Origin of the sequence: Akkermansia biwaensis, assembly GCF_026072915.1 — a bacterium.
Lineage (GTDB): Bacteria > Verrucomicrobiota > Verrucomicrobiia > Verrucomicrobiales > Akkermansiaceae > Akkermansia > Akkermansia biwaensis.
Genome location: NZ_AP025943.1, coordinates 602889 through 619473 on the forward strand (window position 1 = coordinate 602889; position 16585 = coordinate 619473).

Here is a 16585-nt window from a genome sequence, read left to right on the forward strand (position 1 = left end):
GAGTTTTATTCTTCTCCGGGAGCTTCCGCTTCAGCGGCGGGTTCTTCTTCCGCGGAGTCGGCGGCATTCTCCCCGGCTTCGGCCCCTTCCATCTCTTCATCATCATCGTCCGGAATGACGATGGAAATGTCCTGGATGGCCTCTCCGTCATTCAGAGTCATCAGCTTCACGCCCTGAGTGGCACGGCCCGTTTCACGAACGGTCGCCACCTTGATGCGGACGGACTGCCCCGCCGTGGTCATCAGCATGAGTTCATCCTCATCGGAGACGACTGTGGCGGATACCACCTTACCGGTCTTGTCCGTGCAGTTCATGGTCTTGATGCCGGTACCGCCGCGGCCCTGTGTGCGGTATTCGTCAAAGGAGGTGCGCTTGCCGAGCCCGTTTTCAGAGGCCACCAGCAGGGTTTTCTGCGGATCCACGATGGCGAGGGCCACCACATAGTCCCCGGAACGGGGACGGATGCCGCGGACGCCGATGGTGTTGCGGCCCTGCGTGCGCAGGTCGCTTTCCGGGAAGCGGATGCTCATGCCGTCGTGGGTGACGAGCACAATTTCGTTTTCCCCGGTGGTCAGTTCCGCATTCACCAGGCTGTTGCCTTCTTCCAGGTTGATGGCGATGATGCCCGCCTTGCGGTAGTTGACAAAGTCGTTCAGGCTGGTTTTTTTGACCGTGCCGTCCTTTGTGGCGAAGACGACGTTGCCGCTGTCCTCCGCGAAGGTGATGTCATTGCCCTTTTCATCCACCCGGCGTTCCAGACGCAGAATGGCGGCAATGGCTTCTTCCGGCTGGAGGTCCAGCAGGTTTTTGATGTTGCGGCCCTGTGCGCTGCGGGCGGCTTCGTCAATTTCGTACACACGGTCCACGTACACGCGCCCGGTGTTCGTGAAGAACATCAGGTAGTCGTGGTTCTGGGCGGCGAACAGGTGCTCGATGAAGTCCGCTTCCGTATCCTTTTTCGCCCCCTTCGTGGTAGCGGCTTTCACGCCCTTGCCGCCGCGCGCCTGCACGCGGTATTCCGCGGAGTTGGTGCGTTTGATGTAGCCGCTGTGCGTGATGGTGACAATCATCGTGTCGTTCGGGATCAGGTCTTCAATGGCCATGTCCCCGGCGAACGGGATGATACGGGTGACGCGCGGCGTGGCATATTTGTCCTTGATGGTCATCAGCTCGTCCTTCACGATGCCCAGCACGCGGGATTCGTTGGCCAGAATGTCCAGATAGTCCTTGATCCGGACGAGGAGCTCCATGTAGTCCGCGGAGATTTTGTCGTTTTCCAGGGCCGTCAACTGGTACAGGCGCAGGTCCAGGATGGAGTTTACCTGGCGTTCCGTGAAGATGTAGCGGTCCTCCTGCACGGAGGGCTGGGAACGGATCAGGATGCCGAGGCTTTCCGCCGTCTGCGTGGTGAAGGTATATGCCTGGAGGCGTTCACGGGCTTCCTCCCTGTTTTTGGAGTCGCGGATGATGCGGATGAAGTCGTCCATGTGGCCCAGGGCCAGCAGGAAGGCTTCCAGCCGTTCGGCGTCCTTCTCGGCGTCGCCCAGCAGGTAGCGCGTGCGGCGCACGACCACCTCGCGCCGGTGCTCAATGTAGAAGTTGATGGCGTCCAGCATGGCGAGCGTCTTGGGCCGGTTGTCGTGAATCGCCAGCATGTTCACGGAGAAGGAGGTCTCCATGGACGTGAGCTTGTAGAGCTGGTTCATGACCACCTGCGGACGGGCGTCCCGCTTGAGCTCGATTTCAATGCAGGTTTTTTCGTCGGAAAGGTCGCGGATGCCGGAGATGTCCGTCAGTATCTTGTCCTTGTACAGTTCCGCGATGCGTTCCTGAAGGGCGGCGCGGTTTACGCCGTAGGGAACTTCCCGGATGATGAGCAGGTCCTTGCCGGAATCCGTCTGCTCAATGTCGATCTTGCCGCGGATGCGCACGGAACCGCGTCCGGTGCGGAAGTAGTTGTCAATGCCGGAGAAGCCCAGAATGTCGCCCCCGGTGGGGAAGTCCGGCCCCTTGATGAACTGGCGCAGTTCATCCACCGTCATGTGCGGGGAGTCGATTACGGCGCAGATGCCGTCCACCACTTCCCCCAGGTTGTGCGGAGGCATGTTGGTGGCCATCCCCACCGCAATCCCGGTGCCGCCGTTCACCAGCAGGTTGGGGAAGGCGGAAGGGAAGACGGTGGGTTCCGTATGCTCGTTGTCGTACGTGGGAACGAAGTCCACCGTATCCTTGTCCAGGTCCGCCATCAGGGCGACCCCCATGCCGGAGAGCTTAGCTTCCGTGTATCGGGCGGCGGCGGGCGGGTCACCGTCCGGAGTACCGAAGTTACCCTGGCCGATGACCAGGATGTCGCGCATGGACCAGTCCTGCGCCATATTCACCAGCGTGCCGTAAATGGCGGCATCTCCGTGCGGGTGGTAGTTACCCATCGTGTCCCCCACGATCTTGGAGCATTTGCGGGTCTTCCCGCCCGGGCTGAGGTTCAGTTCCTTCATGGCGTAGAGAATGCGCCGCTGGGAAGGCTTGAGGCCGTCTCTCACGTCCGGCAGGGCGCGGGAGATGATGACGGACATGGAGTAGTCCAGGAAGGAGGTGGACAGCTCGTTGGCTACGTCCACCGGTTTGATTCTATTGTTTTCCATGGTGCTGAGAAAAAGGATGGGGATTAGATGTCAAGGTTGCGGACATTGAGGGCGTGGTCCACAATGTAGTTTTTGCGGGGTTCCACGACGTCCCCCATCAGGATGGTGAACATTTCATCAGCCCTCACGGCGTTGTCGTCATTCAGGATGACGCGGAGCAGCTCGCGCTTTTCCGGGTCCATCGTCGTCTTGAACAGGTCCTTGGCATCCATTTCACCGAGACCCTTGAATCGCGTGATTTCCACGCCGCGCTTGCCGATGCCGATGACGGTTTCCAGGATGTCCATGACGGAGAAGAGGGGGGTGATCCGTTCCTTTTCCCCTTCACCTTCCACCAGTTCAAACAGGGGCTTGTCCAGGGAAACGAGCATGTTGGACGGTATGCCCAGTTCCGCCAGCCGCACCAGCGTGCGGGTGATGGCTTTGGCCTCATGCAGTTCGTGCGTGATGGAACGGCGGCTGGGGCCTTCCCGGTCCGGAACGGGATTGGCAAGGAGCTCTTCTTCCGAAGGCATCCCGAAGATGAAAAGGTCCCTGTTCTCGTCGGAGAAAGCCGTCAGGGCTTCCACATCATGGAAGTAGCATATTTCTTCTTCATTCCCGCAGCGGATTTTGACGAGGAATTCGGGGAATTCCCCGTGCTGCTCGCGGTGAGTAAGCAGGTCCCCGAAGGAACCGCCCTGCGTCTGTACGGATTCCGTGTAGCGCTGGAGGTTGACCAGCGTTTCCAGGATGGTGGAGAGTTCCTCAGAAGTGAACGTCCGGGAACCGTCCGCCATGCGCAGCGTCACGTCGTTGACGGCCAGCTCAATGAGCTTGCGGTTCAGGGCGACGTCATCCTGCACGTATTCCTCCTTTTTCTTGCGGATAATGCGGTAGAGGGGAGCCTGGGCAATGTAGAGATACCCAGCGCGCACCAATTGCGGCATGTGGCGGCAGAAGAAGGTGAGAAGCAGCGTCCGGATGTGGGCGCCGTCCACGTCGGCGTCAGTCATGATGATGATTTTGTGGTAGCGCACGCGGTCCAGCTTGAAGGAGGCTTCGTCATCCCCTTCCCCGATCCCGGCGCCGATAGCCGTGATCATGTTCTGGATTTCCTTGCTTCCCAGGGCTTTGTCCAGCCGGGCCTTTTCCACGTTGAGCACCTTGCCGCGCAAAGGCAGGATGGCCTGCGTGCGGCGGTCGCGGCCCATTTTGGCGGAACCGCCGGCGGAGTCGCCTTCCACAATGAAGAGTTCGCACTTGGCGGGGTCCCGGTCGGAGCAGTCCGCCAGCTTGCCGGGCAGGCCACCGATAGAAAGGGCGCTTTTACGCACCGTTTCACGGGCCTTGCGGGCGGCTTCCCGCGCGCGGGCGGCCGTGATGCTCTTTTCGATGATCTTCTTGGCCATCGCCGGATTTTCCTCGAAGTACGTCTTGATCTCTTCGTACACGACGTTGCTCACCACGCCTTCGATTTCCGTGTTCACCAGCTTGTCCTTCGTCTGGGAGGAGAAGCGGGGATTGGGCATCTTGACGGAGATGACCGCCACGAGGCCTTCCCGGACGTCCTCCCCGCTCAGGGAGGGGTCTTTTTCCTTCAGCAGCCCGTTGGATTTGGCATAGCCGTTGATCACGCGCGTGAGGGCGCTCCGGAAGCCGGAAAGATGCGTACCGCCATCGCCGTTGTAGATGGAGTTGGCAAAGCAGAGGATGTTGGTTTCATACGTGCTGTTGTACTGGAAGACCACGTCCACCAGAACATCGTCGTCCATCCTCTTGCCGTCGTATTCCACTTCCACCTTGCGGACGCCGGAAATGGCAATAGGCTCTTCATTGATGACATCCTTGTTCATTCCGAGCTGGCGGACGAACTCCACGATGCCTTCCTTGTAGTAAAACGACTCACGGCGGACGGGAGCCTCCCGTTCGTCGATGAGCTCAATGACCAGCCCGGGGTTCAGGAAGGCAAGCTCGCGCAGGCGGGTCGTCAGGCGGTCGAACTTGAATTCCGTAGTATCCGTGAAAATGGTGGCGTCCGGGAAGAAGGTGATGGTGGTTCCCGTTATTTCACAGGAGCAGCCGCCCACCACGCGCAGTGGTTCCGTCGTCTTGCCGCGTTCAAACTTGATTTGGTAGCGCTGGCCGTCGCGGCGGACTTCCGCCTTGAACCAGTCCGACAGGGCATTCACGCATTTGGCGCCCACCCCGTGGAGACCGCCGGAATATTTGTAGGCCCCCTGGCCGAACTTGCCTCCCGCATGCAGGTTGGTCAGCACCAGTTCCACAGCGGGAATGCCGAATTTGGGGTGCATATCCACCGGAATGCCGCGCCCGTTGTCCACAATGGAAATGGAACCGTCCACGTGGATTACAATGTCAATCTTGCTGCAGTAGCCGGCCAGGTGCTCGTCAATGGAGTTATCCAGAACTTCAAATACACAATGGTGCAAGCCGCGCTCATCAGGGTCCCCAATGTACATGCCGGGCCTCTTCCGCACAGCCTCCAGGCCTTCCAATTTATCAATCTGCGCGGCGCCGTATTCATGCTGCGCCGTCGTGGAAACGGCGGTTTCAACAACCTCGTTGGTATCTTCGGACATAACTGAAATATACTACGCCGATCTTAATTTTTTGCAAGACTAATCTAAGAAACGCGTGCGCGCGCGTAGGGCGTACCCCTGCAAAAACCCGTCATAATCGCGTAAAAAGGGGTCTAAAGCAAGCTCTCCGGCTTTTTTAGTCTCTCAGTAGCGGAAAAGTAATAAAAGACAATTTGGGCCGTCTTTTGCAGAGAGGAAGGAAAAATGCTGATTGGGGGAGTTAGGGGGAAATGGACTAAATGGACACTATGGACGGAATGGATCAAACGGAGAAAAACACTTCTTGCCTACTAAGTCCACTAAGTCCACTAAGTCCACTAAGTCCATTGAGTCCATCTCCCTACCAACAACAACAAGGCCGCCCCGGGTTACCCGGAACGGCCTCTGTTTTTCCAGCAGAAGCGGCGTTTCCGCCGCTCCTCCGGCACCTTAACCTTCTTTAGAAGTCGTAGCGGTAGCCTATGCTTCCGTTGAGAGAGCTGGCTCCGTTGCGGATGTCCGCGTTGCCGTTGACAAAGATCGTTCCCTGCGTCCCTACCGGCACGCTCAGACCCGCTCCTATCTGCAACGCCGTCCTCCCTACTTTCGCTCCACGCACTTGCTGCATGTAGCCGGGGTTGGCCAGGAAGCCCACTGCCGTTTCTCCACGGTCGTCTCCCAGGTCCTGGGCCGCGTTGACACGCAGTTCCGCCAGCGCTTCCCTCCCGAAGAGGTTGCTGCCTACAAGACCCATCCACCGGCCGCCAAGCGCAAGCGTGCCCGTCGTCCATTCCTGCTTGTCCACGCTCAGACCCGCGTTGCCCGCTCCCATTTCACGGTAGCCGTCCATGCGCGTGGTCACCACCGAGGCGTTGAACAGGGGCTGCAGGATGCTGCTCCTGTTTTCGTTGAGGTAGATGTCGTAGGTGAGTTCATACATCGCTCCAAGGCCCCAGCCGTTGGTGCTGCCTTCCGTTCTGTAGCTGCCCGCTCCGTAGTCCACCGTCCGGTTGAGTTTGGCGTCGTTCCACCCGCCCGTCAGGATGAGCGTGTGGGCCCATCTCTTGCTCTGGTAGCGCCCGAAGAGGTTGGCGTAGTAGCTGTCCAGGTGGCCATCGGCCGTGTCCGCCGCGCTGGCCGTCAGGTCGCCGTAGTTGGCCGTAAAGGCCGCCCCCATCGTGAAGGAGTCGCTGAGGTCCACGTCCACCCCGAAGGTGCCTCCCCAGGTGGTGAGCTTGTAGCCGCTTTCATCTCCCTTAGTGTCCAGCTGGGCGTAGGAGCCCGTGCCTTCCATCCACATGTGGAAGTAGGGAAGGTCTTCGTTGATGTAGGCGGGGTTGACGCCCATTTGGTTGGTGCGGTTGCGTATCCATCCCATTTGTTCTCGCAGGGCGTCGCGCTGGGCCGTACCCAGCGCGTTGACCGTGGAACCGGCTACGGCGGCCATGGCGCGTGCCGCCTCTCCCGGATTGGATGCCGTCAGAGAACCGATGGCGTCGTCCACCTGCTTGAGCAGGGAGTCTCCGGGAATGCCTCCGGGCAGGTTCCAGAGCAGTTCCGCCCCGGCCCTTGAGTTAAAGGAGTGTGCAACACGGGCATATTTGTTGTCCCTGGAAGCCGTGGCCACCAGGACCAGATTTCCTCCGTCAATGGTCAGGTACGCGCCGCTTTCAAATTTCTTGAATGCCGCGGAAGAGTCCAGCGTGATCGCGAGCTTGTCGCTGCCGTCGAGGTCAATGTCTCCCGCGCCCTGCATGAGCGTGTAGCTCCCGTCCGCACCCAGCACAAGTTCATTTTTGCCCGTGGAGCTGAGTACGATGTCCGCGCCCTGGCTAATGCTGATGTTCCCCGTTACATTGATGATAGGGCCGGCATAGTCCGTGTTGAACGTGAGGTTGGTCGTGGAACCGCTGCCAAGCGTCAGACTGCTCAGGGTGAGTGCCGTGTTGGCCTTCGGGTCATCTACCGTGCCGCCCATCCGGATATCCAGGCGTCCGCTGTTGTTCAGAGCCCAACTGCTGCCGGATGCCGTCACCACATTGTTCAACACCTGGCCGGCCTTGCCCGTGATGGAGAGCGTTCCTTTTCCTTCCAGCGTTCCGCTGAAGACATGGCCGGAACCGGTATCTCCGCTATTGACGGAAAGATCCCCTCCATTGCCCTTCAGGGTTCCCGCCCCGCCAAGGCCGGAGACGGCATTGCCCGTGGTGGAGCCTATGTCAAGGGTACCGGAAGCGGTATCGTTTTTCACCAGTTCCACCACGTTGCCGCCGCGGAGGCCGGCTGTGCCGGAAAGCGTGAGCTTGTCATTGAGAACGAGTGCTCCATTTCCCCCAATCGTGCTGTGGTCAAGGGAACTTGCACCATTAATGGTTACATTCGCACCGGAACCGAGAGACAGCGTTCCGCCTTCGCCCTCGTCCGTCAGGTCACCCATCACGGCATCCTTGCCGACAACCATGGAAGAAGCGGCACCCGTTCCCGCAAGCACTACATGATCAAAGTCATTGCCCGTGCCGTCAAGCGTCAGCGTGCCTCCTTCAACGCGCAGGGTATCCGTCACAAAGGAACCATTGACCTTCAGGTTGCCGGTGTTCTGCTTCACGAAGGTAACACCGTTTTCTCCAACGATGCTGCCGCCCATGATTGTGTCCGCCCCGGCGTAGTCGTTCGGCGCGGGCAGTCCCGTTTCCAGGCGCTCATTGTTCAGGATCACGACGGCGTTGCCGCCGTCCGCATTCGTGTTTTCCACTTTCAGCGTGCTTCCCGTACCGCCAAGCAGGTTGTTGATGACCGCTCCGTTTCCGTCTTCGGCGCCAGGCGCTCCGGCGAGCTGTACGGTCAGCGTCTTGTTCTGGCCGATCACTACGCCGGAGTACATGCCCAGCGTGCCGTAGTGCGTTACCGTATCAGGATCAGACGTAGCGGTGTCATCCACCATGTACAGTCCGCTGACCTGACCGCTCAGCACCAGGCTTCCTCCGTTCGCATCCTTCACACGGATACCGTAGTTGGACAGAATCGCACTGAACTGGATGTTTGCCAGGTCATCGCACTGGAGCGTTCCCGTCGTCAGCGTCAGCCAGCTTTCCGTTCCTGCATTCTTGTGCGCTATGAGCGTGTCCACGATCGCGTCCACGTCCAGGTCCACGCGTGCCGAGTCGTTGATGATCAAATTACCGTTGCCCTGGTCAATCATCGCCGTTCCGGCAGCGCCTTCACCGACGTTGGCTGTCCCAAGCGTCAGATTCAGTGTGCCGGTGGCGCCCTCTCCAATCGTGATGTCTCCGGAAACGCCAGCCAGTTTGCCGCCGGAGACCAGGGTGATGCCCGTGAGCATGTCCCCGTTCGTTCCACCCAGGTTAATGACGGCCGCCGAGTCCACGACGATACCCGCCGTGGAACCCTCCGCACGGGTCATGGCGGAGGTCAGATTTCCGTTGACTATTTTCAGGGTACCAGCACCGGAGAGCGTCGTTCCGGACCATTGGGCCGCCTGGCCAGCCGTGCCCAACTGCACGATACCCGCGGCATTCGTGATGCCCAGGTCACCCGTGGCGGTATTGGTTTTGTCCAGAATCAACGTACCCGTTCCAGCCTGCGTCAGGCTGGCATTGCCCTGCACGGTGGCGTTGAGGAGCAGCTCCGCATTATTGTAATTGACCGTATAACGCGCGGCCAGAGATGTGTCCGCGGATCCCGCATTGCCGTCCAGAACAGCGCCGTTTCCGAAGATCGCGTTTCCGGTCCCCGTCGTGCATGCACCTCCATTGCCGAAGTTCCAGCCCTGGTAGCCGCCGTTATTATTCGTAGCGTTTGTGGACAGGGTTCCCCGGAAGTCCTTGAGCGGACCGGTAAGAATGTTGGTAAGCTTGACGTTCTGGACCAGCCCCCAGTATCCGGAACCGGAAATAGCTCCCGAGAAGGTGTAGCTGCCCCCGGAGGAACCGTCCTGCACCGTGCCGTGCCGGGCGCCGATTTCCATGTTGGCCGCCGTCGTTCCCGCTGAGAAATGGAAGCCCTTGCCGTCAATGAAGACCGTGCCTGCACCGAGAGACCCTCCGGTACCGAAAGCCACACGGTTGCCGTTGGTGTTCATGTTTTCACCGTTGCCGAGCAGTTCCAGCCTGCCAGTGAAGTTGTTATTGCCGGTATTGGTGACACTCACCTGTTCGGCGCTGTCCGCCGTTCCTATCGTGATGGTGCCCGCGCCATTGAGCTGGGCGTGCAGGTTGACCGTACCGCCGGCCAGGGCCAGCGTGGCACCTTCATTCACGCGGATGATCGTGGCGTTATTGGGATTGACGCCCAGCGTGGCTCCCGATGTGAAGGCAAGCGTGCCTTCCTGCACCGTCAGATGAGCCAGGGACGCATCCGCATAGGCCAGGGCCAGCGTACCGGCGCCCGTCTTGGTCAAGGTGGTAGCCGCCGTATTCATGACGCCGTCCGTCAGTCCCGACCAGGTGACAGTATCACCCGCACCCATCACGGAAACATTCAGGGCACCTCCGTCTCCCATCGCGATGCGGCCGGAAATGTCGTAACCCGTCACGTCCGTTCCATTGGCGGAATCGGCATAGGCCAGCGTGCCACCGTTAAAGGTAATGGCGCCATCCGTCCCCAGCGCGTTGACTGCACCAATGGTCAGGGTGCCTCCATTCAGAATGGTTCCCCCCGTGTAGGTATTGGCCAGATTCATGCTGACATTGGAATTGCCATTTACGGTCAGCGTCGTGGGATCCGTGGAATCCGCAATAGCCCCCGCATTGTCGGGATCACTGACAAAGGTGTAGGTGCCGCTGTTGATGATAACGCTCTTGGGCGTCACATTGCCGGAGACTTTTACTTCACCCGCCTCAGCGGAGGTGAAGTAGATTTCCTGATCGTCCAGCGTCGTTACGTCTTCCAGCTTGGTAGTCCAGCCGTCAGTACTGGAATTCAGCCACTTGCGGTCCGTCCCGCCGTTCCAGACAAAGCCGGTGTCTCCGCTGACATCCTTCACTTTCAGCACCAGGCGGTTGCCTTCCACCACCACGGAGTATTCAAAGCCTTCCTTCTGGATGTCCGGTGTCCACGTGAAGGATTCGCTGGTCAGGCTTCCGGCGGTCGTCCATTGGGCGAGGATGTAGTCGGAAGCTTCCAGGTCTCCGTAGTTGTTCAAGGTAAGCGTGCAATTGGCATCCGTCAGAGCCAGCGCGCCGGACTGAATATTGATGATAGGCTGACCGGCCACCAGCCCCGTCATGTCAAAGGTCAGCGTGGCGCCGCTGTTCAGCGTCAGGCTGGAAGCAGTGGTCATTCTGGCGCCCGCGCCCATGGAGATGCTGCCCAATGTCATGGCGTTCGTGTTTGTGAATGCCAGCGTGCCGCCGTTTACCGTCGTCCGTCCCGTGTAGGTATTCTGCGCGGACAGGGTCAGGGTGCCGGAACCGTTTTTGACAAGGCTGCCCGTTCCGGAGAGAACGCCGCCAAGCGTAATCGTGGTGCCGGGCTGGTCGTTATAAGATTTGGTCGCCGCATCATATTGACGCGTATCAACCGTCAGTTCACCGCCAAGAGTCATGTTCTGGGCGGCGGACCAGCCTTCCGCCGCGGTCGTACCCAGCGTTCCGGAATTCATGTTCAGATTGATCGTATTTGCATTGCCCGTGGCCACAATGCCACCGGCGCCGAGCATGAGACTCCCCCCATTCAAATTAATGGTAACTCCCTTTTCGCTGCCGTCCCAATTTTGTCCCAGATTCAGGGTCTGAGCCAGAACCATGGCATCCCGGGCAATGTTCATGACGGATTTCCCGTCTCGGGCCGCTTGCAAGGTGCCGGTAATGTTCATGACGGCGCCCTCATTAATGTTGAGCGTCGTCGTGCCGTTGAATTCATAACGGCCGATAAAGCTGCCTGCCGTCAGGGTTGCATTGGAATCCAGCGTCCAGTTGGAAGCCGTGTCCCTCACCCCTATCAACCTGTATTCCCCGCCAATGTCAACTTTCCCCTTCAACACCGTGGTACCGGAAGCGGACCACAGGTTCCCGGCGCCCGTGATTGTATTGCCATACGTACCCGCAGAAAGGGTCAGGCGCGTACCGGCACCAATCTCATAGCTTACCTTGGACAAGACATCCGTCGTCGTACCGGAGGCGCTCCCCGACAGTTTCAGCGTGCCAGTTGAGTCGGCGCTAAGGCGCGTACCCAGTCCGTTCCAGGTGCCTGTCGTTATTTCCAACACGGAGTTACCCCGCAAAAACACCGTACTGGAGCCCAGGGCATTCCCGACGACAGTAAGCTTGCTGCCGTCATAAAGCACCGTGTCTCCGCTGTAGGAGTTGGTATTGTTGAGGGTCAGGGACGCACCATCCAGAAGGTTCAGCGTCGTTTCCCCGGTAATGGAACCATCCCCGGCGAAGACGAAGTCCGTTCCCACAACATTGATTTTACCCGGCGCCACATCGCCGACAATCGTTACATTTTTGTTTACGCCGTCTCCGTTGGAGAAATAAACGGTCTGACCATCCGTATAGGCGGATGGAGTTCCGTCAAGGTCCCAGGAAAGATCCGTTCCGGAGGTGCTCCAGTTGCCGCTCTTCCAGCGCAGGAGGCCTTCCTTGTCTGTAAAGGAAATATACAAGGTATTGTCGATCACGTCAAACGAGCCGTTGTACAATTCAGCCGCCGCTCCGGAAAGAGTGAAGATGGATTTGTCCGCCAGCCCCGTGCCATGCAGCAGGGCGTAATTCGTATTGGTAGTGAGGGAAAACAAAGCCACCTGAACATCCGTAGCCGAATTGCCGCTCACGGAATTAACCGTCAAAGCAGCCGTATCCGTGCTCAGGGAATCAAAGCTCAAGACACCTCCGTTCAATGTCAGGGCCGCACCCAACGTAGCCGTACCTCCCGCAATGTTGGTCGTGCCCAACGTAGAACCGGCATCCAGGGAATATCCATTCTCGGAAGTCACGGCAACGGAAAGGCCGCCCCCAATGAGCAGGGTTCCCTGCCCGATGACGCTGGAATCTTTTACGGTCAGATCACCTTCCCGCAGTTCCACCGTTCCAGTAAAACCGGGAACGGCGTCCGTATTCCCCTCAGCGGGAACCGGCACTTTGGCTGATCCGTTGAGTACAAGCGTGCCTGCTCCCACTTTCACAAGCTTGCCATCGCCAGTGAAGCCATTCTGGAAAGTGACGGTACGGGCCGTTGTTCCGTCATTGACATCCAAAGTGTCGATGATCGTCCCGTTGAGCGTACCGACCAAGCTTACATAGGCAGGGGCATACGTCGTATTATAGCTCATGTTCCAGTTGCCGAGCGCGCCCAGCGTTCCTTCCCCCAGTTGGATGTTGGCAGAACCAGCCACATTGGTGATGGCGGAGGAAATGTTGACACGAGCACTTCCGGTAGTTGCAGCCCCCAGTGTAAAGCTGCCCTTGAAATCACTATTCCCACTAGCCCAGAAATCCATTCCAAACAAATTGGCAGTACCGGAAGTAGCCTTGAAATTGCCTGTACCATCCCAGGAGAGATGCATGCTTGCCTGAAGTGCATTCAGCGTACCTCCGGAAAGATTAAGGTCCCCCGAATATGCCCAATGGCCCAGCAGGAAACTGGCCGCCGTTGCATGCTGGTTGTTATTACCCGTGACGTTCAGAACGGCTCCCTGCTTGACATTGAGAACGCCATGTCCAAGTTCAGCCAGACGCACCTGCTCCGCATTCGTCACATTGCCGTCTTCCAGGGAAATAGTGCCCATAAGGTTGTTGTCGTAGGCTCCTCCAGCCCCGGCAAACAGAGACCCTACATTCACAGTATTTCCCACCATGTAAAGATCTCCATAATAATGGGCCACCTTGAATGATCCGGCCTGAATATCCCCTGTAAAATTGATGGCTACCCCGGTAGGGGAACTAACAACAATATTCCCGGTATAATTAATGTCACCGCCGAATGTAGGCGTACCATTACCATTAATCGTCAGCGTATTGGAAGATGTTACAGCCTCACTGCTGACCAGATTCCATTTATAAACGTTTCCATTGGAAAGGCCGGAGGTATTCAGGGTCAGATTACCTTCCGCAATCACGGCCTGCCCTTCTCCAATGGAAGAACCCGCCCCCGCCACAAAAACAAGGGATGATCCGTTAGCCATATGCAAGTTGGCTCCTCCAAATTTCCAGTCGGCCGTTTGGGAGGAGGCATTCATTGCCAGCGCCCCATAAACGTACAGGTCACTCAGGGTAGATCCGTCTTCCAGCTTGATCATGCCGGCCGACCCTGTAGCCGTCGGCATATAAAACGTCATGGATGCACCTTCTCCCCCCTCTACGAGGCTTTGAAATCCGGAAATCCTGTGATCGGCATCACCCCATACTACGGAAACATTATCCCCCAACACCGTATTACGAACACCGAGAGAAGCGTTTTCTCCAGGAAGAAGAGTATAATTGTCTTCAAACGTCATGGAGTTGACATCAATATTTCCTGAAAACGTCACTGTCTTGACACCTTCGGCGGCCGTGAAGATTACGGAGTCTCCATTCAGGAAGGAAGTGTCCGTTTTTTGCGTGTCTCCTTTCTTGTACCAGCCTGTTCCCTTATCATTCCATATGCCGGAGTCGGAATTCCATACCAGGGTTTCGGCATCATAGCCAGTTCCCTTGTACTGCAAGTATAAGCCGCTGCCCGTGGAAACAAGCAGAAAATTATCGGCCCCCAACTGATCGGCGGAATTCACTTGCGCCAAGGAGTCGTATGAATCGTCTCCGGTCTTCTTCCAAATGCGGAGTTCATCCAGAAAACCCTCCAGATTATCCCCCGTTGACATGAATTTGCGGGTCAGCAACGCCTCAGAGTTCAGCGTTCTATTGGTTAAGGAAGTATCCTCCTTCCCGTTTTCAACCACTACTTCCACATTCCATGTCTTCCCGTTTTTGGTAACCGTGGACGTATTCGCCAGATTGACGAGGCCGTTGAGGCCGATGTGCCAGTAATGGTTGCCCGCACCGGGACCGTTGTCAAGATTGAGGTTGCCGCTCGGCGTCGTCAGGTTCAACGTGCCGTCCACATATACATTGGCATGGCCCTCAGCCTCACTATTTTTGATTTGTGTTCCAAACGATGTGGAAAGGGTTGAACCGCTGCCCACAAAAATGCTTCCCGCATAGGGTCCCATGCCTACCGTTACATTGCTGTTCCCCGTCACGGAAATACCCCCTTGGTCGGAAGTGGAGGGGGGAGTACCCGTAACAGTTACGTTCACGTCGTTGAAAATAAGATGAGGCCCCGTATCACCCGGCCGGGATGGAGCGGCGCCACCTTCCCAATTGCCTGCCGTACCCACGGCGTTATCATCACCGCCGCCCGTCCATGTGAATTCCGTCCCGCCAAAGGCAGGCGCCTGCCAAAAATCAGCGGAAGTAGCCGCCTGTGCAGAAAATGAAGAAAATCCGGCAAAAGAAACCAAAGAGGCAATAAGAGCGGAACGCAGAGGGGGAGGAAGATGAAGTCTCATATCACAATAATGTAATGTTGTCCCCACTAATAACCGGATTGTGAATCCGTTGGCAAGACTATTTTCCTTAAAGACTCTCCATGAATACTTCATGGAAATATAGAAAATTAATCAAATCATTTTAAAATATTACATATAATATTTTTAAATGATATAAAAAATTGAATATGATATACTTATAATAATAAATAAAACAAGGGGAATTCACAATCCGGAGAAAGTAGAAATACTTGAATCATCTGCTGCAGACACAAAAAAAGGCCGCCCCCGAAGGAACGGCCTGAAAAATCGGAATATTTTTTATTATTGAGCTCCGTTCTGCTTGAGCATTTCCTGAAGCTGTTCGGGAGAAATGCTCATGGGACCGCCCTGGGGAGCCGGGGCTTCCGAGATGCCATCCAGTTCCAGTTCAAAGATGAGGGGGGAATTGGGCTCAATCGGTGCACCGGGCGTGTTTTCACCATAAGCCAGCTCCGACGGGATGTAAACAATCCACTTGGAACCGACGGGCATCGTGGTCAGGGCTTCCGCAAAGCCGGGAATGACTTGGAGGGGAAGTTCCACAGATTGTCCCTTGGTGTCGTCAAACACGGTACCGTCCAGCAGCGTGCCCTTGTACTTCACCTTGAACATGGGGTTCTTGAACTTCTTCTCGTCAAATTTTTCGTCGCCGCCCTTCTTTTCCACCTTGTACTGGAGGCCGGATTTCGTGGTTACCACGCCTTCCTTCTTGCCGTTTTCCTCCATGAATTTCTTGCTGGCTTCCAGATTGGACTTGGCCTTGGCGGCAATGCGTTCGTCAATCTGCTTCTGGAACGCGTCCAGAGCAGGCTTCAATTGTTCCTGGTCCTTGGCGGGCTTGCGAACCATGCCGTCCTTGATACCCTGCAGGAAGGATTCCTGGTCCAGATCGTCAAAGGTGAGGGTGGGAACGGAGCCAAGCTGCTGGCCGCTTTGGAAGCCCAGGAAATAGCCCAGGTCCTTTTTCATCTGTTCAGGAGACACAGTAATTTCTTTCTCTTGTTTGGGTTGATCGGCCGCCGGAGCTTCAGCAGCCTTGTCTTGTGCGCCGGCCACACCCGCCAGAAGGGCGGAAGCGGCAAACAGGGCGATGGAAGGGTTCATCTTCATGGTTGTTTTTATCCTTTGCTTGAAAAGAGGACTCCTTTTTAACGGATTCCGTTCACAGAACAAGACAAGAGAATAAGTCATCCTGTCATCAGTCCCGGAAAAGCGTGTTCTTCCGCAACCGCATTACTCCAGAGTTTCCAGCACGCGGGCAATCATGGCGGGATAAAGCCTGTGCTCCTCCACCTGGATACGGGCATGCAGGCTTTCCGGCGTATCTCCGGGCAATACGGGCACGCGGGCCTGCCCGAGGATGGGGCCCGTGTCCATGCCTCCGTCCACATAATGCACGGTGCAGCCGCTTTCTTCCGCGCCCGCATGGACGGCCTGTTCCCAGGCGTGCAAGCCGGGAAACGCGGGCAGGAGAGAGGGATGGATGTTGACGATGCGGGAAGGGAACGCCTGCAGCAAGGGGGATTTTACCAGCCGCATGAAGCCGGCCAGGCACACGCAGTCCACGCCGTATTCCTTCAGGCGCGCGGCAACGGCCTCCTGGGATTCCTCCGGGAATTTGGTCTTGAAGCCCGCACAGTCGATCACTTCCGCCGGAACGCCCCAGGAACGGGCGCGTTCCAGAATGTAGGCATCCGGGTTGTCGGACATCACCACGGCTATTTCCGCCTTGAGGGCGCCGGACCGGATGGCGTCATGAATGGACTGGCAATTGGAGCCGGATCCGGAGCCGAGTATTCCTAATTTGGGCAATCTGGACATCCGGGGGATGAAACCACAGTTTTTTGCCCGTGGCA

General features: G+C 57.3%; 5 protein-coding genes. All 5 read right to left on the minus strand.

Annotated elements, in window-relative coordinates; genetic code table 11:
* Positions 1 to 5: 5 nt before the first annotated feature.
* The 5 genes from gyrA to purN all read right to left on the minus strand — a co-directional run bounded on the left by gyrA (position 6) and on the right by purN (position 16550).
* A complete protein-coding gene (gene gyrA / locus OQH67_RS02375; RefSeq protein ID WP_251828269.1) occupies positions 6 to 2642 on the minus strand; it encodes a DNA gyrase subunit A in 2637 nt (878 codons plus the stop codon).
* Between the two features lie 23 nt (positions 2643 to 2665).
* Positions 2666 to 5224: a DNA topoisomerase (ATP-hydrolyzing) subunit B gene (gene gyrB / locus OQH67_RS02380; protein WP_215437268.1), complete on the minus strand. Its 2559-nt coding sequence runs from the start codon at positions 5222 to 5224 to the stop codon at positions 2666 to 2668.
* 439 nt (positions 5225 to 5663) lie between these two features.
* Entirely contained in the window at positions 5664 to 14456 is an 8793-nt protein-coding gene (locus tag OQH67_RS02385; protein ID WP_215719854.1) for an autotransporter-associated beta strand repeat-containing protein, read from the minus strand.
* A gap of 555 nt (positions 14457 to 15011) precedes the next feature.
* Positions 15012 to 15839 (minus strand): FKBP-type peptidyl-prolyl cis-trans isomerase N-terminal domain-containing protein, encoded by an 828-nt coding sequence (locus OQH67_RS02390; protein ID WP_215437528.1) that lies wholly within the window; start codon positions 15837 to 15839, stop codon positions 15012 to 15014.
* Positions 15840 to 15962: 123 nt separating this feature from the next.
* Positions 15963 to 16550 (minus strand): phosphoribosylglycinamide formyltransferase, encoded by a 588-nt coding sequence (gene purN / locus OQH67_RS02395; RefSeq protein ID WP_067569704.1) that lies wholly within the window; start codon positions 16548 to 16550, stop codon positions 15963 to 15965.
* Positions 16551 to 16585: the final 35 nt, after the last annotated feature.

Bases quoted from the DNA above. Each gene is read 5' to 3' on its own strand.
- OQH67_RS02390 (WP_215437528.1), bottom strand. From the start codon at position 15,839: ATGAAGATGAACCCTTCCATCGCCCTGTTTGCCGCTTCCGCCCTTCTG.
- gyrA (WP_251828269.1), bottom strand. From the start codon at position 2,642: ATGGAAAACAATAGAATCAAACCGGTGGACGTAGCCAACGAGCTGTCC.
- purN (WP_067569704.1), bottom strand. From the start codon at position 16,550: ATGTCCAGATTGCCCAAATTAGGAATACTCGGCTCCGGATCCGGCTCC.
- gyrB (WP_215437268.1), bottom strand. From the start codon at position 5,224: ATGTCCGAAGATACCAACGAGGTTGTTGAAACCGCCGTTTCCACGACG.